Origin of the sequence: Dapis purpurea BLCC-M126, assembly GCF_050015975.1 — a bacterium.
Classification (GTDB): Bacteria; Cyanobacteriota; Cyanobacteriia; order Cyanobacteriales; family Microcoleaceae; genus Trichodesmium.
This window is the reverse complement of the sequence record NZ_JBNHER010000251.1, coordinates 1-23,592: the sequence shown is the minus strand read 5'-3', so window position 1 is coordinate 23,592 and position 23,592 is coordinate 1. Positions and strand designations below refer to the sequence as shown.

General features: G+C 34.0%; 11 protein-coding genes. 2 read left to right on the top strand and 9 right to left on the bottom strand.

Translation table 11 applies throughout. The annotated features are described in order from the left end of the window. Positions 1–230: 230 nt before the first annotated feature. Complete coding sequence (locus tag ACP6PL_RS22495; protein WP_426547514.1) at positions 231–1,214, top strand: glycosyltransferase family 2 protein; 984 nt, start codon at positions 231–233, stop codon at positions 1,212–1,214. Positions 1,215–1,503: 289 nt separating this feature from the next. Here the strand turns inward: ACP6PL_RS22495 and ACP6PL_RS22490 are convergent, their stop codons facing one another. From ACP6PL_RS22490 to ACP6PL_RS22450, 9 genes are all read right to left on the bottom strand, one after another. Further along, a complete protein-coding gene (locus tag ACP6PL_RS22490; RefSeq protein WP_426547513.1) occupies positions 1,504–2,844 on the bottom strand; it encodes a class I SAM-dependent methyltransferase in 1,341 nt (446 codons plus the stop codon). Positions 2,845–2,897: 53 nt separating this feature from the next. After that, complete coding sequence (locus ACP6PL_RS22485) at positions 2,898–3,650, bottom strand: CatB-related O-acetyltransferase (RefSeq protein WP_426547512.1); 753 nt, start codon at positions 3,648–3,650, stop codon at positions 2,898–2,900. A gap of 53 nt (positions 3,651–3,703) precedes the next feature. Then, entirely contained in the window at positions 3,704–8,263 is a 4,560-nt protein-coding gene (locus tag ACP6PL_RS22480) for a tetratricopeptide repeat protein (RefSeq protein WP_426547511.1), read from the bottom strand. Between the two features lie 361 nt (positions 8,264–8,624). After that, the gene (locus ACP6PL_RS22475) at positions 8,625–11,162 is read right to left on the bottom strand and encodes a glycosyltransferase (protein WP_426547510.1); all 2,538 of its coding nucleotides are present in this window, start codon (positions 11,160–11,162) and stop codon (positions 8,625–8,627) included. A 64-nt stretch (positions 11,163–11,226) separates the two neighbouring features. Beyond that, the gene (locus ACP6PL_RS22470) at positions 11,227–12,288 is read right to left on the bottom strand and encodes an FkbM family methyltransferase (RefSeq protein ID WP_426547509.1); all 1,062 of its coding nucleotides are present in this window, start codon (positions 12,286–12,288) and stop codon (positions 11,227–11,229) included. A gap of 61 nt (positions 12,289–12,349) precedes the next feature. Then, positions 12,350–13,378, bottom strand: a complete 1,029-nt coding sequence (locus ACP6PL_RS22465; protein WP_426547508.1) for a sulfotransferase — start codon at positions 13,376–13,378, stop codon at positions 12,350–12,352. 145 nt (positions 13,379–13,523) lie between these two features. Beyond that, the gene (locus ACP6PL_RS22460) at positions 13,524–14,504 is read right to left on the bottom strand and encodes a CgeB family protein (protein ID WP_426547507.1); all 981 of its coding nucleotides are present in this window, start codon (positions 14,502–14,504) and stop codon (positions 13,524–13,526) included. A gap of 10 nt (positions 14,505–14,514) precedes the next feature. Further along, positions 14,515–19,314 (bottom strand): tetratricopeptide repeat protein, encoded by a 4,800-nt coding sequence (locus ACP6PL_RS22455; protein WP_426547506.1) that lies wholly within the window; start codon positions 19,312–19,314, stop codon positions 14,515–14,517. A 437-nt stretch (positions 19,315–19,751) separates the two neighbouring features. Next, the gene (locus tag ACP6PL_RS22450) at positions 19,752–22,478 is read right to left on the bottom strand and encodes a CHASE domain-containing protein (RefSeq protein ID WP_426547505.1); all 2,727 of its coding nucleotides are present in this window, start codon (positions 22,476–22,478) and stop codon (positions 19,752–19,754) included. Between the two features lie 534 nt (positions 22,479–23,012). On the opposite strand from ACP6PL_RS22450, the gene ACP6PL_RS22445 reads away from it, so the two are divergent. Continuing rightward, entirely contained in the window at positions 23,013–23,477 is a 465-nt protein-coding gene (locus ACP6PL_RS22445) for an RNA-guided endonuclease InsQ/TnpB family protein (RefSeq protein ID WP_426547504.1), read from the top strand. Positions 23,478–23,592 lie beyond the last annotated feature (115 nt).

The following is a 23,592-nucleotide window of genomic DNA, read 5'->3' as shown; positions in this document are numbered from 1 at the left end:
TGGCGTAACAGCACTGATGGCAATAACAGAATCTGGTTGATGAATAATGATGGCAGCGTCAACTCCGTAGTTAATCCAGGTTCTTATGCAGAAGGTTATAGTGTTATTACCAATGATTTGACTTTAGTCTAAACAGCAACGATGTTGTGATATATTTACAGAGCGATCGCTTACTCAAAAAAAGCGATCGCTTTTTTTGATATGATATAGGTTTGATGAAAAGATAGCTAATGTTTTTAATTAAGAATATCCCACAAGTTAGTGTAGTCCTCCCTGTTTACAATGAAAAGCATTACATTGCTCAAGCTATCAAAAGTATATTAAATCAAAGCTATACTGATTATGAAATTATTGTAGTTGATGATGGCTCTACCGATGGTACTCGGCAGACTTTAGAATGTTATTCAAACAAAATTAATTATATTTATCAAAGAAATCAAGGTTCTGCTGCTGCCCGTAACAGAGGAATTGAAGCAGCCAAGGGGGATTTAATTGCTTTTTTGGATGCAGATGATTTTTTTAACTCGCCAGACAAACTATCACAACAAGTTACCTATTTTAATCAAGATTTTGAGTTAGGCAGCGTTCATACAGGTTGGCAGTTAGTAGATATACACGGCAAAGGTATATCAGATATCCATCCTTGGGAATACGCGCCAAAACTTGATTTAGAAACTTGGTTAAAGTGGAAACCTGTACTTACCAGTACGATGATGGTGCGTCGTAGTTGGTTAGTGTCTGTTGGTGGATTTGATGCTGCTTTGCGACAATGCCATGATGTCGATCTAGTATTGCGTTTGGCTATTGAGGGTTGTAAGTTTGAATGGTTGCGCGAAATAGCTGTCGCCTATCGGCTACATAAAGGTAATACTACTGCTAATAGTAGACAACAGGGACAGTATGCGATCGTGGTTCTAGATAAGTTTTTTGCCAGAGATGATTTACCTGTATCTATATGTCAAATTGAGCCAGAAGTACGTTATCATACTCTAGTCTGGGTTGCTTGGTATCAGTATTATCATGGTAACTACAAAGGAATGGCAGAGTATTTAAGAGATTCACTGAAATACACCCCCTATTGGAGAGGGGAAACAATAGCCGATTGGGTGAGTAAATTTACACTATTTTCAAGCGATCGCAACCATGAAATAGACTTTTTATATTTAAGCGAATTACCAGAATGGCAAAACTTGGTAAGAGGAAAAAAGGCGTAGCTGAACTAAGGGATGAATCTTTTCAGAAAAGGTAAATCCCATCTTTTATATCATTTCTGGTAGCATCGTTTGTGTATAAAATTAAGTTATAATTGGAAAAAAACCTTCTGCCCTCTGCCTCCCACCTTTCAAAGGGGGATAGGGGGGATTCCTTCTGCCTTCCTTCGACCAAAGTCTAATTATTCAACCTGAGATGGTATTACTTTCTCTTTCTCTAAAACTATAATTCATCCTCCAAATATGCAACGCCGGAAAAAAAGTTTTTTTAACTCTTCGTCAGCACTCAATATTATTCCTGGATTTGTAAATACCATATACGGCCATTATCCCAAGCTTTAGCTTGAGGAATTGTTTCTAGTACCGCATTTTTGACAGCTTCTTTATCATAATCATCTCCACAGAGCCATCCACCAACTTTGATTTTTGGTAGCAATGCGTTTATTTCATTTATAGTTTTTTGATATTCGTGAGATGAGTCTATGTAACATAAATCTATCGAATTATCTTCCACTTTTTCAGCGTAGTCCACAATTAGAGATTTGACTGGTGTAATAACATTTTCAAAATTATATTTCAATAGATAATGACGGAATATTTCTAACATATCTTTTCCACATTCCGAAACAACTCTGTCAAATTCATGTCTTAGTTCTTCACTGAGAAAATTCTCCCTTTTGATCCAACCGCCCCAGAAGAAAGAGTCAACTGCAAAAATGTGGAATTTTTTTCCAGCCAATTGTAAACGTTTTGCCACATCAATTGTTGAACGTCCAAAGAATACACCGCACTCAAGGACAGTACATTGCTGTGGCAAATATGTAATCATAAAGTTAAAGAAATCAACATGGGTCTTCAAATACCAACCAGGAATATTTGTAGGAGTTACAACTCTTTCGGCAAGGTTTGCATATCTAATATCATTATCTTCCTGCTTTGGTTCTGTATATCCATTGGGAACAAATATTTCAGTTAAGTAGAGATTGCGATCGCGCATCGTTTTGATTTTTTCCAAAACCTGCAAACTTTTACTGTATGCATACAAAATATCTTTCTCCTCTGTTACTGGATCGATAATTGTGCAAGATAAATACGGATAATTTATATTTTGTTGAAATTTGTTTTCTATATCTTTACCATAAACTCGATAATGACCATGCTGATTATTATCTGGATAACCCCAATCATTAGTTGTTTTCTGATAATATGGACTAGGAACTGATAACTCTAGTAATCCATTTGGTTTTAATATTCTCAGAATTTCCCTTAATGCTTTAACATCATCTTGAACGTGTTCGAGAACATGATTACATATCGCAATATCGTAAGAATTGTCTGGTCTTTCTATATTTTGGATGTCTATGGAATTCTTGCTGCCATAAACAGAAAGTTCATGGTAGTCAAACCAACTTGGTTCTATACTAAGGTCAGATGAAATTTGCAAACAAGAGTATGTTTCAAGTTGTGAAACTTTTTTAAGTTGAATAAAAAAATCTCTAATTGCTCTGTGTCTTTCCAGGGAACCACATTTTTTACACTTTGGTTGTAGACCAGTTCCAGACAAGCGTCCACCAGGACCATCAATAAATTCTTCACCATCACAAATATTACATTTAGACTGTTTAACTTGCATAAATCTTATATCTTCCTTTTGTAATTAAGTTTTTTAATAGAAATTAATCAAAATCACTTAGTGATCCTAAAAATCTTTTCTACATAGATATTTTCTGTTTTTTTGTCTTGCCTTAATTGCTTTAAACAATGCAAAGACTCTATTATATTTCGAGCGGGTACATTTTGCACTATTACTTCATGGGTTAAATTCCACCACTCACTTTCGAGTAGATCTTCTATTATATTATCCCTGAATCTGAAAGTAACTATTTTACTAGGCACTCCTGCCACAATAGCATAAGGTGGTACATCTTTAGTAACTACTGCATTAGCTCCTACAACTGCTCCAACACCTATTTTAACTCCTGTTAAAATTATTGCTCCATCTCCAATCCAAACATCGTGCATAATAGTAGTAAGTGGTAAAACATTTTTCAGCTTTTTTCCGACTGCTAAAACAGATTCCTCCAGTTCTTTTTTCGTCAGTTCAGTTTTGGGAGATATACAATCTGATGAAAAAGGATGAGTTGATAAATAATGATAATCATGATTTATAGGAGCAATTGATACACGACGACCTATCGAACAATATCTGCCAATACAACAATCTCTAATAATTCCATGAGGATTAATATATGAATACCTACCGACAAAAACCCCTAGCTCTTTTGATGAAATAACTTCACTATTCACTATATTTATGTTGTTTTCAAAAAAAAGCGAACCGCTTAATCTGCAACCTAAATTAGAGTTGCATTTAATTTGGCATTCCTCCTTACTATTTATAGGTACAGCATTCTCATGCAGTTCTTTAAAATCTATCATCTGTCAAATTTGTAGTTGTTTTGTAAACTAAAGCACCATTATATTACCAAACTTTAAAGATAAATACCATAATTTTTCAGATGCCAACGATAGACATTATTTTCTTTTATTGCTTCCTGTGACTGTTTTTCAGAAGAAGATATATCACTTTCTGAAACATCTTGAATTGCCAAGTTAGGATAAAATACAAAACATCTATCTGGATATTGATTTTGAACTGCTGTCAAAGGACCAATATCGAATGGCAAATTATAAAGCAAGCAATAATTCAACAGTATTGGATAAGCGGAGGAATTTATAGCAACTGCATGAGAACCAACACTAGAACCATTGCAAGAGTACAAATTTTTCGTCTGCCAGCTAATCCAATCATTACCCCAATCATACTGAAGTGCCCCCAATTGCAGTATCATCCAATTGTCAGGTAGTTGTTTATATATTTGAGAAAATAATTGGTTAAAATCATTGTGGAAAATAACATCATCATCAAACACTAAAATTGATTCGTAATCATTGCGCATCGCCTCTGTTAATATGGCAATATAAGACTTTAAATAGCCCCACGCTCCCGCAGAAGCGATCGCCTTCGCTCTATTTTTATTTTCAACAAAAGCAACTTTGCTAATTATACTGGTATTTTCGTTGGTATAAAAGTCTTTCCATGTTGAAATAAATGGATGCCGAAGAGGAAAATCGACTAGAGATTGTTGAGAGTATTCTTTATATTCTGAAAGACTTGGTTCTTTTTTACCATCAGCTGCAGAGAAACGTTCAAATTCTATACCTAGTTTTTTAGTTTGCCATAAAACTTTTTCTAAACGATCTTGTCTACTATCAAGATTAAGAACAAACACTTTTTCAAATACATCATTTACATGAGTAAAATTATAAACGCAGTTAATTTTGCGCTCAGTAAACTTTTGATTTAGCTTTTCCTCAATAAAAGCCCTTCCTTTTCGAGAAACATAAATTCTATCTGGATTTTTAACAATCAAATTTCGTCTTTCTAATTCTTGGGGTTCTTTGGTTTTTTTATAGTTATCATTCCAAGGTAAACTGCATCTGTAACTTTCTGAATTAGCTTGCAGTTCTATATATTCATTACTATTTTTAGCATCGAAAAAATGTTTTTTTGTATTAAAACCAGCTCTGACGCACCGTGCAGAATAGTCTATATGCCACTGTCCTCTAATTGGAAAATTTTTTTCATCAGTATAACCTACTCGGTTAATAATATTTGGAGTAATAGTAAAGAAACTTCCATCACAAGAGAAAACATCCACAATTGACTCACATTTACCTGAAGAATCATAGGTGGGTTCAGCTAATTGGAAATTTGGATCGGACTGTTTTCTTTTTAAATTTAGATATTGTTGCCAATTCCTGTAACATAAATGTTCGTAACCACTAGATTTAACTGCTTGTGCATATAAATTATCCCACCCAGGTTTAGTAAAAAATACATCATCATCAGCATGAAACGCCAAATCAAATCCTATCAATATACTTAAATCAAAAATTGTATTTGTTTGACCGCAAGCATAAACTCCATGATTATAAATTACATGAAGTTCATGAGGAATTGTCAGAGTTTCAAGATAACCAACTGTCCCATCAGTAGAACCATCATCAGCGATAATAACAACCCATTCAAAGTCTAGACTTCTTGTCATTAAAAAACTATCAACACACTGTTTTAGATAATCCACTCTATTCCAAGTTTTGATGGCAAATATGAATTTAGGTTTGGCAATTCCTTGGCAAACACTTGGTTTAATCGTTAGAGGACTATAAGCACGCAGAGCATGACTTTGAACAAAACTAGAATCAAAGCGGGAATTAGTTTTTTGATGGGATTCGTCATATATAGTTTTAATCTTGACATCGCTATTATTTTGTACTACCCAATTTCTCGGTCTACTTACAGAAATTAAAGGTATAGAACGCTCATTTGCATACAACGCTAACCATATATCAGCAGAGTTACGAAATAAAAAATCTTTCCTTTTTATTGAAAGATTTTTAGTTACAAAAGCCACCGTATTTGTTCCCAGAATATGAACTTGTCGATCGATGTTAAGAGCATGAGAAAATGGTAATGGGTATCTATTTTTCTGCTCGTAATAATCTGTCAAGGGTTGCTTAATAAAAACACCATGACAACCAATAATTGCATTACCGTCGTATTTTTCTAAACCCTCGATTATTTTACATACATAGTTTGGAGGATATAAGAGATCGTCATCGAGTATACACATAACATCGAAGGATTTATCTTCTACCCAATAAAACTTACCTGCATCTCCAAAATCACCACTATCTTGCGACGTGACATATTCAATTTTAGGATCGTGTAAAAAATCTGGAACGGTAGAGTAATTATTTAGATAAACACATATCTTATCAACAAAAGGATAGAAGCAATTTACCACATCAAATAGCATATTTTTCCGTTCGCCGACAGATGCCAGACAAGCCACAGTTGTAACTGATTTTGATTTTAATATTTTTGTATTTTCATAATCTAAAGAATTAAATTTTCTAGAACCAGCAACTTTAATTAATTTAATAAATTGAAAATCTACTCGGTCATCTATCTGTGGTCGATCTACTAGAAAACCTATTGTTAAGTTTTTGGTTTTCAAAGCTGTTCTGAAAAGCGAACTACCTTTAACATTTTGAGTACCAGTTTGGTTCAAATACTCATGGGAAATTAGTTGCAAATTATTGTCTAAATCTGTAACCGATATAAATATTTTTCCTCGTTCCAATTTGGTATTTAGTTCGTATTCTATAAAGTAAAAACAGTCAGATTCAACAGCAGTAATATTTTTTTGTATACCCGGTGTACTGGTGTTTTGTTGAATTATAATTTTACCTTGATCCAGTAGTTTAACCTTCTGAGCAAACTTCCAGTCAGACCAAGATTCTTGCAAATTATCAATAAATTCTGTAGTAGGATTAACTTCTTGATTGTGCGTCTCTCCAGTGTCGATTCTTTGTAATAGTTTATCTAATTCTTCTTGTAGTCTATCGTTATTTGCTTGTAATTTCAAAGCAAGACGATAAGAGGCGATCGCTTCAGATAATTTTTCCTGTGTAACAGAAACTTTTGCCATATTATAAACAGACCAAAAATAATTAGGATTAATATTTAATGCCTGACGATAACAATTAACCGCTTCATTTAGTTTTCCCTGTTTACGCAAAATATCTCCCAAGTCGTGATGAACTAGCCACAAAGTAGAATTAATTTGTAGCGCTTTTTGATAATTATCTACAGCTTCATCTAACTTACCCTCTTTTGATAATTTTCGACCTAACTCCACATAATTTTCTGGTAGTTCTGTGGCAATATTTTTGTCAGAACTTTTCGCTTCAATATGAATATGTGGATTTTGACTTTCACTCAGAAGTGCAAGTTTTTCCTGTATTTGCAGATTTGGTTTAATTTCTGAAGCTTTTTTATAACTTGCTACTGCTGCTGTTATATCTTTCTGTTTTTCTTGCGCCTCTGCTAACTTGAGATAAACCTCCCAGTTATTCGGAGCAAATCTTAAAGCTTGATAATAACTGTTTATCCCTCTATCGAAATGCTCTTGGTTAATTAAAACATCACCTAAATATATATGTGCATCTACTCCATTAGACTGACTTGCGATCGCATTCTTGCAAAAAACTATTGCCTGATTCCAATCACCCTTACGCCCCCAAGCTTGAGCTAACTGTAAGTTTGTTTGATAGTCATCAGGTATAATTTCTAGAATTTTATAGTAATTATCAAAATCATCAGGTTTTTCCTTGATGGCCTGTTTGTAGGAATCAACTATTTCTTTTGACGCTAACCTAGTTTGATAATGAAGTGCATCTGCTAACTTTTCATGGACTCCTACTAAAGTTGGTTCCAATTTAATTACCTGACGATAAACCTCTACTGCTCCTTCCCAATCCTCCAACTCAACCAACACATCCCCCAATTTATAATAACCCCAAGGAAAATTAGGATTCAACTCAACAGCCCGACGATAAGCACTAACGGCCTCTTCCCACTTCTCTAATTTAACTAATAAATCCCCCAAATTATTATAAGACCAACAAAAATTAGACTTTAATTCTATAGATTTATTATAAGCAGCAATAGCTTCTTCTAACTCTTCTTGTTCCTGCAATAAATTCCCTAACTTATGATGCACTTCCCATAATTCTGGCTCCATTTCAACCGCTTTTTTATAAACCTTTATTGCCTCTTCTTTTTCTCCCTTTTTTACTAAAGCATCACCTTGCAAATGGTAATCTTCCGCCAAATTTAAGTCTACTTTAATTGTGTTGCCAGCAGCAATTTTTTCTAAATCTGAATTCCTTTGTGTGGGTAATCTTTTCCCCAACTGCCCCGCCATTATTAACTTATCATTAGCCTCTTGCTGCTGTTGACTATTGACTATTTTCTCCTGTCTTTGATGATTTTCTGCATCTGTCAAATACTGTTTTACCTCTTCCCAGTCAGGAGCTAACTTAATTGCTTTTTGGTAAGCAGCGATTGCCTTCTCCCATTCTTCTTTTTTCGCTAAAACTTTTCCTAAGCTGAAAAAATTCCTTGCTTGCTTAACATTCATTTTTTGCACCTGATGATTTTTTGAAGGGGAAAATACCTGTCAAATTCAAGTTTAGTATAATAGCAATTCCCTTTCAAAAATTTACAAACACCTACTGCTTTAATTTTACCCTATTCTTTCAGTTTATTAGGGGCGTTCATTATTTCTTCAATTAGTATAATTTTGCTCTTAAATGTACTTGATAGCCACTAAAGGAGCATCCAACTAATGCAGCCATTGAATTTGTGGCCACACCACAAGCTTTGTTTGGCTTGGCAGGACGACAAACCTAGAGGTGATTAACTGTTGACTAAAATATGTAGAAAGATGTAAAATCAGAAGGGAGTTTTTTCACCCGTTGATAGAACAAACCTATCCCTCTCTAATTTTCCAAAGATTTTAATATAGACTTTAATATTTCTGAAAAAAATTTAGGAGAACATTCAGTTTCAACTCGCTTCATAGCATTTTTTCTAAGTTCATTCCACAAAGCTGAATCTTGATAAAGCTTGACACATTGTTGAGCAAAATTTATCTTATCATCCCCAACTAATAATTCTGTTTCATGTTTCCATTCTAACTGTTGAGCAATTAAAGATGTAGTTACAACTGGCAAACCATGAGCTACTGCTTCATGTACTTTATGAGGAATTCCTGCTGCATATCGAGTGGGGGCTACAAATAATTTCGCCTGATTATAAAATGGCGTTAAATCATCTACTTTTCCTAAAATTTTGATGGATGGATTGTTTAAAATATTTATTTTTTGTGCAATTTCTTCTACAGTATTATTCCCAATAATTATCAATTCAATATCTTGATCAAGTTGTTTCTGGATTAGAGGAAATATTTCATAGGTTAGCCATAAAATTGAATCAGCATTAGGAGATTCTTTTTCATAAATTGAACCCACAAATAGTAAATTTTGTCTTTCTGCAAAAGTTTTAGGAGTAGGATTAATTGACAGACAATGACCTAATAAACTGACATCGGCATAGTCTTGCTCAATAAATTGTTGTTTTTCTTGGGAGGAAACGGTAATAATATGATGACTATTTTTTGCTAATTTGATTTCTTCTTGAATAGCTGTTTGACGTTCTATTTCAGTAAAATTAATTTTATTTAAACGTTTATATTCATAATCTCGAATACTAAAAATTGCTTCAGCATCATAAATAATTTTGGCTGATTTGAGTATATTTTCTTTCGCTAAAATAGAGTTTAAATGTTTAATATTATGGGGGCGACTAATAAAAACTAAATCATAATATCCTTGGCGTTCTCTTAAAAAATCTTCTAACATAATTAATCCATATCCTCGCATAACTTCAACAGTTTGGGGAATATCAGAATAAATAGTTGACCAATCTTCAATATAACGCAAGTCCCCTGGATAAAGGGTGACAAAATAGCCTAATTTAATAAGATTACAAAGAATAGAATGACTGCGGGTATAACCCGAACCTAACCAAGGATGAGGAATTCGATCATCAATAAATAATATGCGTTTTGGTTTTTCTCTAGGTTGAGTACGAGCAAATATTAAATTCTTGAGTTCGGTAGGATATTGAGATGGAAACCAGTCTTGCTGTTTTTGTTGAAATATCTTTTGATTTTTTTCCATTAGAGCGATCGCCTGTTCGCTAGAACCTGTATTACTGGAACTAGCAAACTCATAATGGAGAATATTTACATTAGGATCATAAATAATTTTTTTGCCTAATTTTTGCAGTCGTACACAATAGTCAGTTTCCTCAAAATAAGCTGGTTGATAATCTTCATCAAACCCTCCTAATTGTAAAAATAAATCTCGTTGAGTTAAGAGAAAAGCTGCGGAACAATAATCAACAGTACGTTGAAATTGATATTCTGGCGCAGTGGGGGAGTTTCCACGTCCATATCCTAAGCAAGTTCCATCTTGCCAAATGATACTTCCCGCTTCTTGGAGGGTACCATCGGGAAGGATGAGTTTTCCACCGACTGCACCAATATCATCTGAAGATTTAATGGTTTCGAGAGCGGAGGGGATACTATTACCTAAAACTTGAGCATCATTATTTAAAAATAGGAAATAGTTTCCTTGGGCAACTTTGCTACCTTGGTTACATCCCAGGAGATAATGAAGATTTTGATGATTAAGGATAATTTTTGCCCCGTTTATCTGTTGTAGCAGTTGACGGGTGGTATCAGTGGAGTTGTTATCGACTAATATCAGTTCAAAAGATTGAAAGGGGTTTCTCAGAAGGGAGTATAAGCAGCTTAAAGTTATTTCTGCTCGGTTATAGAGAATAATAATAATGCTAATTTCTGGATTTTCAACCTGGGGAAAATTTAGTTGAGAGTTAGTATTGAGGAAACTATCAAGAGTGATTTGGTTAAGAGTATCAAGAGTTTGTTTTGCTTGATCTAGTTGGGGAGTTTGAGGAAAAGATGGGGTTTGGGAGCTGAAGGAATTTTGAGCAGATTGAAAATTCTCTGCTAAGGGATGGTTGGGTTGCAGTTGAAGAACTTTTTGATAAGCGAGTTGAGAGCGATCAAAAAGTCCTTTTTTGGCAAAGGTTTTTCCTAACTCCAGGTAAATTTCGGTATCATTGGGAGAAATTTCTAATGCTTGATAGTAGGTTTGTAGATCGTCTGGGTTTTGTTGAATTTTTTGTTTGTAATAGTTAAGCAGATTAGTTTTTTCTGCTTTTGCTTGTTGTTGTAGAGCATCCCCAATTTTTTGATGTATTCCTGGGAGGTTAGGGTTTAGTTCGAGAGCGTGTTGGTAAGAGGCGATCGCTTCTGCCCAATGTTGTCTCTGGATAAGTGCTTCTCCCAGGTAGCAATAAGATTGAACACTTGGATTTTGTTGAATAACTTGATATAATTTAGTAATTTTATATCCGTATTTTTTATCTTTTGATAATGAAAAACTCATCTTAATTTTGTAGAGTAAATTCTCTTAAATACTCTTACCATAAACAATTGCCATCTAAAGTTTATTAACTATTAACTAGACTGTTGAGCCTAGTGATTTCCCTTGCCTGATTTTCCATTATCTCTTGTGCTTTAATTCGATCTTCTCTCAGGTCATTATACTCAAGTTGAAGCTTTTCCAACTGCTCAGAAGGAACAGAGTTATTATCTGTAATCATAAAGGGCTTTTTTGGTTGTTCAAGGTCTTTATAGGCATCTTGAGGTAAATTCCAACCTTGAACAGCTAAAGAGGGAATAGGTGGTGAAAAAACTGGTTCCATTAAGCGATCTGCCTCTACTCCTAACTTAGTTGCTTGTTCAATACGTTCCTTTGGCAAAGCAATAATATTAGTTTCGCAAGTTCCGCCAAAAATATTGTTAGAATTTTTATTAAAGTTAGCTGCATTAAAAGGGTTGGATACGTGCCAAAATAGTCCATATTCACAATCTCTAAAAAAGCTTAAAATTTCTGCAAGGTTTTTTTCACCTGTTTGCTCAAAGTAAATTGTTGGTCTGCACCTCTGGATTGTCTGTATAGCTCCTTGGAAGACATCTAATTCCATTCCTTCAACATCTACCTTAATAAGAGCGCAACGTTCGAGAGACAAGCTATCCACGGTAATCATGGTAATTGGTAGAAGACGATTTGTCTTTATCGGACTTAGAGCTTGCGAATTACTATTTTTGTATTCCACAAAAGACATAGCCCCAAAGTTAGTAGCATCCGCAATTGAAGATGCAGGAATGTGGCGTACACCAATTTCAGATCCCATCATCACGTTTAAGCACTGCACATTGTACATTTGATTTATAATCATGTTTGCAGACAAAACTTGAAATATATTTTGTTGTGCATCGAATGCCATCACTCTTCCTTGAGGTGTTACCAGCCTTGCAAACGCTAGAGTATGAGTGCCAACATTAGCCCCAATATCTAGAACTTGATCTCCCTTTTGGAGTATTTTGCTTAAAAGGTAGATTTCTGCTTCAGCCCACTCTCCATAGTAGGCTAAAGATGCACCAATTGTGTTATCTTTGTCAAAATGATACAAATATCCATGACGGACTTGATAGCAGACTAAACCCATAATTATTTTACAATATTTAATAAATTAACAAGTTTAAGTTTGTGTTTAATTAAATTTCTATTTATTGCTTTTTGTTCAGCTCATATAGTAAACGATTGCCTGTGTATCTAACAAGAATAATATCTGTTAGTAATGTCTCGCATTGTTTACGAAACTCTTCAGTTGTAGTGATATCTTTATAAGATAATTTATCTAAGATTTTTTGATATAATAATTCAATCAAATTCTTCAATTCGGGTATTCTCTGTAGTCCCTCTTCCCACCTGTAAAGACTTTTGTAATTTATCGTTAGTTGTTTTGTGGCTATCTCTTCCTGAAGTTTTTCAATAGTGCTTATTTCATCTCTGCAACGAGATAATACTCTAATTGACTTTTGCTGAATTTGATTAATGAGATTCAAATTCATTTGATCTGTCTTTGCTTTGGCTAAACTTGCAAGCTGCATTTTATCCAGAGATGTTGATCGATAATTACCGCCAATAAAATTACGCAACTGATTTAACTGTTCTTTGGATAAATTTTCACTTCCAATAAAACTTGTTAATTCACAAATAAAAGCTTCTTTATCAGCAATAACACGGTTATAACTCACAAACATTAACGGAGCTAGACATTTTTCTACAAATTGTTGCAGGTGCTTGTAAACCATGAATATATGCTGTATTGCCAAGTCAAAAGGCATAGCCTCTCGTTTCATCATTGAGTTTGCAATATCAAATGGATCTCGTGTCACAATAATGAAATGGGGATTTCTGATAAATGGTAATAGATTCTCTATGTGGAACATAGTTTTTGGAACCTTCCAACCCCAATTATCGTATTTATTATTTCTTTCAAGAATTATTCTCTTAAGTATTTCTACATCATCACTGAAAAATACAGGATCTTCATGATTATCTGCAACAATTTCTCCCATAAATATGCCTAACTCTCTTAGACAACCTGCAATCATAGATGTACCACTACGTGCAACACCCAAAACAATGTAGGTTTTTTGATCTACTACCTGAGCAGGAATAATTACTTCACACGTTTTAATAGACATTTTTTTCTCACTACAAATTACTCTTTTATTTTTTTGATAAGTCAATATATTTTTCCGGTAGTGGTGTGTGATGTTCTTGGCAATGGTACACTAAACCTTTCACCAACCATTCACAATTACTATACAGGACTACCATTTTTCCTTAGTTTATATCAAACTAGAGAATATACAATAGAAGAACGTCCTAATTTTAATGCATAATGCTATAACAAGCTTCCATAATTTTCTCCACTCTATGATGATAACAATGTTCTTTCAAAACCCTTTGTTGCGCTTGCCTAGCAATCCCTATAACCCATTCCGGCTCATCCACAGCTCTTTGAAATACTTCTTCAATATCTTTCATGGAATCAAAAAGAATGATTTCTGAATCTGGTTCAAAATAATCCTCAACTTCCAAACTATCCACAAAAAATAACTGTGCCGAGCCTGCCAGTGCCACCTCAAAAGTACGCGGTCCTGGAGTTGAGGCCATTAGCGCATAGCGTTGATTAGCTATGTTAAAGTAACGACCTATATTAAAAGTAATCAATGAATCCGCAGCATAATCAGCAAATAATGATGGCTCAATTCGTGTATTTTGAGCAAATGGCAAGTCTAATGGCCAGTTATCCCCCAATACCACAGTATTAAAGCGGTTTAAAATAGTTGCTGCCTGCCGAAAAATAGTTACCCTATTTGGATAACCCACACCACAGAAAAAACCAGTGATTGGACGCTCTTTATCTTCAATGGGGCGGAAGTGTGTTTTTTCACATCCGGCCATAGGTAAATGGTAAACATTTGGATGTTGATAATGTTCTAGCGCCCAGGCATCATTAGTAAATACCACATCTGGTATTCCTTCAACTTTAAAAGAATAGTCAAACTCATAAGGGTCATCATGCAGCCAGAAGGCTAAAACCGCGCCAACTTTGTCGCAGGCTCGACGTAAACTCCATAAGTCTATACTATCTATGGCGAGGGAACCAATTGCTAAGACTAATTCAGGCTTATTAGCTTGTATCATTCCTGGTGCTGCATCTATGGAAGTTTTCTGAAGATGTACTTGGGGAAAAGCCACCTCAAACCCATTAATCACATAATCACGGATACTCACATTATTGTTAAGTCTATCTGGCATTGTACTTGTAACCAATACCGAAGAAAAATTTTGATTTTCCAATTTCATACCTTGACCTCTACTCATTTAGATTGGTATCAATTGTTCCTACTGCCACTTGGATTTGACTATCAGTGATAATAATTTCTTGATCGCAGACCTGAGCAATTAAAAATTTATATTGACCAGGTGGCATATTATCCAAAGAACATTTTGCAGATATGCCAGCATAAATAAAAGTCTGCTCAGAGAAATAATCTGCCACATCTGGGCGAACATACCGTTTTGTATGTAAAAACCATTTTTCCTCTGAATTAATGCTTTGGAAACAGATTAGCGCCTTTGGTGGTATTTCTAATTTCTCAAAATCTATTGCCCAACCAGACATCTCAAAACTTATTCCTTTGGGAATATGTATTACATTTTTTAGCTTTGGAAAATCTGATGTGTATTTATCACATATCCTATCGAGATGAATTCCACTACTGACATATCTCCATGGCAAATCTTTCAAATCTTCACTCAGTTCTTGAAATATCTTTTGACCAAACTGGGCTTCAATTTTAGTCACTTCATTATTATCTTCAACCCCTACTAACAGTTTCCAGGGTAATTCAAAATATACTGTGTTAGATGGGTAAATTTGAATTAAGGTAACTGAATACAAGCCTTTTACCAGCTCAGTTAGATCTAGGGTTCCACTAAAACCACAAAAAGTTGCATTTTTATAATTCTTAAGCTGTTGATTCTTATTTCCTATCTTTTCCCTTTCTAGAGAAGCTACTTTACAAATCTCTCCACGCTTAATCTTGAGATATACTCCTGTAGGTGAATCATTCTGTTGAGGATCGAAAGCCCATCCAGAAAGTTCTAAATTAGATTCAGCAGAAATTATTTCCTCATTTTTTTTAGCCTGAATTCCCCAATCTGAAATCAAGTCTAACATACCAAAAACAGCACCTTCTTCTAAGTTAGCAACTTTCACAGGAAGTTGAGCCAAATCATCTGGTAAATCTTCTTCAAGTCCATCTTTTGAATTTTCTAAAGACAAATTAGAAAGCTCTTCATCCTGTAGATTATCTTCAACATCCCAGCGTGGATGGTTTGTCCTAATCCCAAGATCCTGTAAACGCAAATTAAAATCCTGAGCTTCACATACCCAGTCAACCTTCTGCGGAACAGGATATTTATCTACTAGCTTCTCATATATAGGCTTCAGCATTTCTAGATGATCTGTAGTCTTGACGATTTTGATCTGCTTGATATTTTCTTTTAATTTTTCTAAATAAGGGCGATCTGCATTTAGTTGTCGCAGATGTTCTACTACCATACCTACATCTTCCACAGAAACTTTTAAGCCGGTTTCTCCATCCTTTACCCTCTCCCCCTGAGCACCAAGGTCTGTTACTATAGGAACAATTCCTGCATACCACACTTCACTTAGGGATATCATGTATGTTTCTGGCCACATTGGAATTTGGATAGCAACATCAAACCCCTGAAGAATTTTGAAAATTTGATTCTGTTTGTATCCACCATGAACAGTAACATTTGGAATATTTAATATATTTAAAATCTCACTCAAATCACTTTGTACCCGACCAAAAATATGGAATTCTACCTTATCATTTCTCATAGCGTTAAAGATTCTTACCATACTATGACCACCTTTGACATCTGTAAAATTGCCAGGTATAACTATCTTTAGTGGTTTATAATTGTTATCTAGATCGACTTGCTTTTCATTAATTTTTTTTCGTTTTTGCTTACCGATAATTTGTCGATTAGAAAATGGCATCATCATCTCTACTATCTCAACTTTTTCTGGCTCAATCCCATAAAAAAGGTTTAAAAAGTAATTCCTAGAATAAGAAGTATTTGTAATAATTTTGTCTAAACTTCTAATGACTTTATACATAAACTGTCTACGACGATTTTGTGACCCCCAAGGTAAACCATCAGCAGATAAACAAATTTCACAATTTTCAGGTGATTTTCTGGCAATATCACAAAATTTTCCTTCATAATTAATTAGATTAAACTTCTTACATAATAAATAGTAATCATGAAATGTATATATAGTTGGTACTCCCATTGCTTTTGCTATTAGTGGCAAGGATAAGGGATGACCAATCAAATGTTGAAAATGTACTAAGTCTATTTTATGCTCTACTAAAATTCTCTGAAAATTAATTTCTCTATGATTTTCGTAAAGAAAATTAGGTGAAGATAGCTCTATAACTGGATATTTTATCTCTTGTCCGTCTGGTTTTTTGACTACATAATTTGAAGAATCATCTGGGTAAAGATAAGAAAACAAATAGCCATCCATTCGTCTTAGCTCTTCCTGATATACCTCTACTCCTCCTCCAGGACGATGTGTCTGAACATTATGGGTTACTAAAAGGATATGTTTTGGTTTAGAAACTTGTAAATTAATGTGGCGATTCTTTAGTTGCTTTTTCTTTTTGAAAGCTTCTACTTCGGTTAGTATAGCCTCTATTCTATGTGTATAAAGATGACTTAATAAAGCTTTTTCACGAGCAGAAGTGGCTATTTGAATACGCTCTTCCGGATTATCTAGATAGTATTCTACTTTGGCCACTAAGTCTTGCTCATTATCATACATTACTATCTCTTTTCCAGGCTCAAAATAACGAGCAATTTCCTTGCCCCTAGAATGAGCTAGTTGAAAACCTCCTGATAGAGCAACCTCAAACAAACGAGGAGGTGGAGTTGAACCTACAGACAAACTTGTGGATGATGCTGCAAACTCTCGAAAAAGGCAAAGAACTATGCGACTGGTATTGACAAATCTAGTAAAATTTGGGTTAGAAGTACGCCAGTTGTAGTAAATACTTTTGTCAACTAATTTTGGAGTCTTAAGAAACTGATTATAGGGTAAACCTATCTTTGGACGTAGTGGGCGTTTGAGCGAGCGAAGAAGCTTATTAATTACCTTGACCCGATTTGGCCATGCTGTTCCCAAAAATAGTAAGTCATATCTGTATAGATCGTCTGCTTCTCTCAATGGTAAATTGTGGTACTTCTTACTTGCAGCTAGCGGTAGATGTTTAGCTTTACCCATATAGGCTGGCACACAAGCAAGATCATTACTAAATACTAAATCAAACATAGCCGATAATTTTATATTTTGGCTAATTTCGTAGGGGTCTTCTGTTGTCCATAACACACTACATTCAGCCAAAGCTGCAAGCCTAGACAGAATACTTGAGTCGCCTCCACTTCCACCAACAGCAATCAAAGTATCACACTTTCGATCTATAAAAGTTGCTAAAGCGTTTTTGTAATCACACACAACTAAAAAGTCAACATTCTGATTTTGCTGTAAAGTTTTGGTCAAAGCTAATATTATGTATGAATTATTAGTTTCCTTGTTGGTATCAAATAAAAGAATTCGATGCTGACTTAATAAGTGCTTATTATTTTCATCGCCTTTTGATAAATCCTCCTGTAACTCCAATATCTTAGGAAAAGAGAGAATTTTTTCTTTCTTATCTTCTTCTGTTGTTGTCTTGTTCAATAAATTCTCAATTTGATCATTAATTGATTTTGGTTCAACTTTTGGACAATACCTATCTTCAACAGACTCCAAATTTTCATTAGGTTCACTTTCTTTATTTAAAACTGAATTTAAGATATTTTTAGCTTCAATTAACCCGGGTGAAATCTCTACTGTACGTCGCAAAAAAAACACAGCTTCCTCAATTTTGTCTTGTCTATATAGCTGTTTTCCCAAGTTAAACAGAGAGAAAACAGCTTGAGAGTTCAGCTCTACTGCTATCCGAAAAGCAGCGATCGCCTCATTTACTCGGTTCACTTTAACTAAGGCTTCCCCTAATTTATGATGATACTGAAATAACTGAGGATTTTGCTCAATAGCTTTTTGGTAAGCTGTGACTGCCTTTTCTACTTCACCTTGAGCAACTAAAGCATTTCCTAACCCAAAAGACAATTCAGGATCATCTGGCTCAATTTCCAAAGCCTTTTGATAACTCTCAATATGTGTCGGATCATTCTCAATCGCTTGACGATAATGACTTAATGCTTGTTCTAATTTACCTTTAACTTGCTTATGTAGTGCTTGATTTAATTTTTCTTCTACTTTAGGGGAAAAATCAGGCTGAATTTCCATGAACTTTCGATATGCTTCAACAGCCTTATCCCAATATTCTAACTGTAAACTAACTTCTGCTAGGTTATAATATGACCAAGCAAAATTAGGCTCTAACTCAATTACTTTTTGGTAATACGCGATCGCCTCTTCTTTCTTTTCTAATTTAACTAAAACATCACCCAAATTATTATAAGACCAACAAAAATCTGAATTTAATTCTATGGATTTATTATAAGCATCAACCGCTGCTTCTAACTCCTCTTTTTCATTCAACAAATTACCTAATTTATGATGTACTTCCCATGATTCAGGTTGAATTTCTACAGCTTTTTTATAAACATTTATTGCCTTTTCTTTCTCCCCCTTTTCTACTAAAGCATCACCTTTTAAATGGTAATCTTCTGCTAAATTTGAGTCTACTTTAATTGTCTCACCAACAGCAACTTTTTCTAACTCTGACTTCCCTTGTCCGGCTGATATTTTCTCCAACTGCTCCCCCATTGTTAACTTCTCATTAGCTTCTTGCTGTTGAAGTTGATTTTCTGCATCTGTCAAATACTGTTTTACCTCTTGCCAGTCAGGAGCTAACTTAATTGCTTTTTGGTAAGCAGCGATCGCTTCCTCCCATTCTTCTTTTTTCGCTAAAACTTTTCCTAAGTTGAAAAAATTCTTTGCTTGCTTAATATTCATTGTTTGTGCTTGTGTTAGGGATAGATCAATTATTGAAGTTTTTTGTGCCATCTCTACATTTTTTATGAAAATTTGCCTAATTTATATTTGCTATGCGTGGATTACGAAATATATCTACTTAGATTTTATTATTTAGGTTATTCCAACTTTATTCACCCTAAATCAGCTTTTTAATTACTACCTTACTGTTAAATCAAGAACAAATCCTGATAATATAATATTTTTCTCTGTTTTTTATTTTCATGGTTAGATAGTAAAAAGAGTTAGATGTTTGCCTTGAGAGTCTATGTCCCCGGGAGTAATCTCTAAGAGTAATTTACCGAATAATTAATAATTAATAATTAAATGATTCAGCTTTATTAGCCTCCCCTTGAAAGGGTAAAAAGTGCTAGAATATTTCCTTATATTCAATTCCGTTACGGTTTTTCTTGAGATAATTATCCATTATCAATTAATGAACTCTTCCCAGTCGTGAGCTAATACTACATCTATTTAATTTGAGCCTGATATTTTCGTAATACTTCAATAAACTCTTGAATCCGGATAGGTTTACTTAAATAATCATTCATTCCGGCATCAAAACATAATTGCCGATCGGTTTCCATAGCATTCGCAGTTACTGCAATAATATAAGGTATTTCTGTGGATGGAAATTGTTCATAAATTTTCTTTGTTGCTTCCAAACCATCCATTTCTGGCATTTCCATATCCATCAGAATAATATCATATTTCCGAAGTTTCAAAGCCTCTAAAACTTCTAGGCCATTTGCAGCAACATCAGCCAAATAACCTAATTTTTTCAAAATATTTAAGGCAACTTTTTGGTTAACCCTATTATCTTCTGCCAATAAAATTTGCAAAGGTAATTCCTCAGCTAATTTAGGAATTTCTGGAGTTCTATCATTCGTCATTTTTTTTATTAATTTCAGGGGTTGTTTCTGAAAAATTCCAAATAATACCTGATAAAGTTGAGATTGTTTTATTGGCTTTTGTAATGTTGCTGCCCAATTTATTCGTGGTAGTAAATCTAATGTTAATGGCAAACCAATAGAGCTAAGTAATATTAATGGTAGATCTTGATATTGGCTAAGTTTACGAATTTCTTCAGCTAACTGTAACCCATCCATCTCTGGCATTTTTAAATCTAAAATAGCTAGAGAAAAAGGATTTTCTTGTTGTAGTAATTGTAAAGCTTCGGAAGCTGATGCTACTGAGTGAGGTTGCATTCCCCAAGATTGAGTTTGGAGGTGCAAAATTTGACGGTTAGTGGCATTATCATCAACAATTAAAACTTGCTTATTCTCAAATTGAACTTGCTCTGGAATTAAATTAATATTGGTGGGAATAACTCCAACTTTAGCTTTAATTGTGAAATAAAATGTTGAACCTTTTCCTAACTCACTATCTAGCCACATTTTGCCTCCCATCATTTCACTGAGGCGTTTACTAATAACTAGACCTAAACCTGTACCTCCATATTTACGAGTTGTCGAAGCATCTACTTGAGTAAAAGACTGGAATAAAATTTGTTGTTTATTTTTGGCAATACCAATACCTGTATCCTGAACGGAAAATTCTATTTCATAAACTAAATCGCATTTTTCAGCATTTTCTAATTGATTATTTTGTTGTGAAATACATTCAGCATTAACTTTCAAAATAACTTCACCAACATCAGTAAATTTAATTGCATTGCTTAAAAGATTGGTCAAAATTTGTCTAAGTCTTGTCACATCTGTAATCACTATTTTTGGTGTAACTGGACTTATATAATAAGCAATTTCTAAACCTTTTTTATGAGCTACAGGATATAATAAATCTAATACTTCTTCTATACAATTACTAATCAAAACAGGTTGGTATTCTAGCTCTAGTTTCCCAGCATCTATTTTGCTAAAATCTAAGATATCATTGATAATTGTTAGTAGTGAATCACCACTTGTTCTAATGGTTTCCACAAAATCTTTTTGTTGCTCAGATAATTCAGTATTTAATAATAAACTTGTCATGCCAATTACGCCATTCATGGGAGTCCGAATTTCATGGCTCATAGTTGCGAGAAAATCACTTTTTGCGCGGGTCGCTGCTAAGGCATCATCTCTAGCTCTTTCTAATTCTTGATTGGTTTGAAATAATTCCTGAGTGCGTTCTGTAACTAATTTTCTTATTTTTTTAGTCTGGTTGATATTAGTATTTAGATAACTACTAATCCCTGCTGTTAAGAATAACCCCAATGATAAAAATAACCAACTATCCCAGCTTTCTTTATTTTTGATATATTTTTGATTTGGGATTAATAAAAATAACCATTTTCTCTCACCTACTTTAACTGTTTTGATAAAATTTATGCCTAAATCATTAGTAGCTAGTTTTAATTGGGCTAAAGCATCTGTTTCAGTAATATTATTTGAGTAATTATACCCTTGATTAGATGAGTGAAAATAGAGTAATTTTTCCGATTCTGTACTGGCTGAAGTATCGTAAATATAAATATCAAATTCATCTCCTTGAGTAGAAAAATTATCTAAAGATTTTTCCAATAATTTTTCAAGACTAAATACTCCCACAACAAACCCTTGTAAATTTTGGCGGAAATCTGCAACTGAATTATTAATTGATTCTTTTTGATATATGGGTTGAAAAATCAAGAAGCCATTTATACCTTCTGTTTTTTGTACTAATTTAATTTTAGCAGTAGCGATCGCTTCTCCACTATCGCGAGCCTTTTCTAAAGCTTCTAGACCATTAGCATTGGAAGACAAATCAAATCCTAAAGCTTTTTCATTACCTTGATATGGTTCAACAAAATATACTGGAAAATACTCAGCTTTAAGCCTAGCTCTAATTATTTTTCCTACTTCATTATGTTGGGTAAATTGAAAATTAGAATAACCATCTTTTTGTGCCTTGAATTCATATTTTTCTCTTTCATTAGCAGGAACATGAGGAACCCATTCTAGAGCTTCAATACTTGGCATCCTAGATAAAAAATGTGAAACAAATTGTTTAAATTCTTCTCGATTGACTTCTTGTGAACTTTGATAAAAACTTTTAAGTGATAATAATACATCAATTTCTTGTCTGATTTCATCTTCGAGCTGATGTACTTTATCTAATGCTAAAGATTGAAATTCTATGGAAATTTTTTGGGATTCCCAATTTCTAACTACAGCAAACCCAATACCAGATAATAAAGTACCAATAATTATAGTCAACCATACTGGTAGATATTGTCTGGATAAGTAATTATACAGTTTGTTATATTTTTTGGTCTTCATTGGAGAGAAATATATACATTAGGGTTTGCTGACAAAAGTCTTATGAGTAAGGGTAGGAGTCAGGAGTCAAGATAAATGGGAATTATAGAGGAGGTAGGAAGAAGAATTGTCGCTCTATTTTTCTGCCCTTGTCTGCTGAAAATACTCACTTTTTCAGCTTGAGCGAGGGAAAAGCTGCTACTTTTTTCATGTAAAAAAGGCACTTGTCTTTATATGTAAATGTTTTGAAAGTTAACTAGCAAGTCCTACATTATCTATCAGTAAGTAAAGTAAAGTTTAAGACAGCAACAAATTAATAACTATAATTTAGTTAGAGCTGCTTAAATCCATGATAAATTAAAAATAGACCCTGGTTTAGTAAAAATTTAATAATTTCTATTAACTTTGGTTAATTAACGATAATAAATTTAGCTAGAATCGCCCTAAAAAAACTTGTGTTATGATGTTTGATAATCACCGGAATTTTCCATTATGCGGACTGCCTATCAATATAAATTAAAACCCAACAAAGACCAAGTTGCCACAATTCTATTGTGGCTAGATTTGTTGCGTCGGCAGTACAACTACCGGTTGAGTGAGCAGTTTTTATGGTGGGAAGAAAACCGTTGCCCGGTTAATGCTTGTCCGTTAATAATGCCAATTCCTCAGTTGAGAGATAACCCAGATTATTACTCTCAGAAAAAGGATTTGGTATTGACCAAAGATAAATTTCCTGAGTACAAATTAATTCATTCTCAAGTATTGCAAGATTGCATTAAACGGGTAAAACTAGCCTTTGATAGATGGTTGAAAGCAGATAAAGATGGGCAGCGATTAGGGAAACCAAGGTTTAAAGGAAAAGGGCGCTATCGCAGTTTTACTTATCCTCAAATCAAGCAAAACTGTATTGAGGGAAACAAGATTAACTTGCCCAAAATTGGTATGTTTATTAATTGATAATTGATAATGGATAATTGATAATTACCTCTGGTTAAAACCGCTCTTGATTGAATATAAGGAAATATCCTAGCACTTTTCTCTTGGTCGATTGGATATGGCGTTTCGGCGCTTG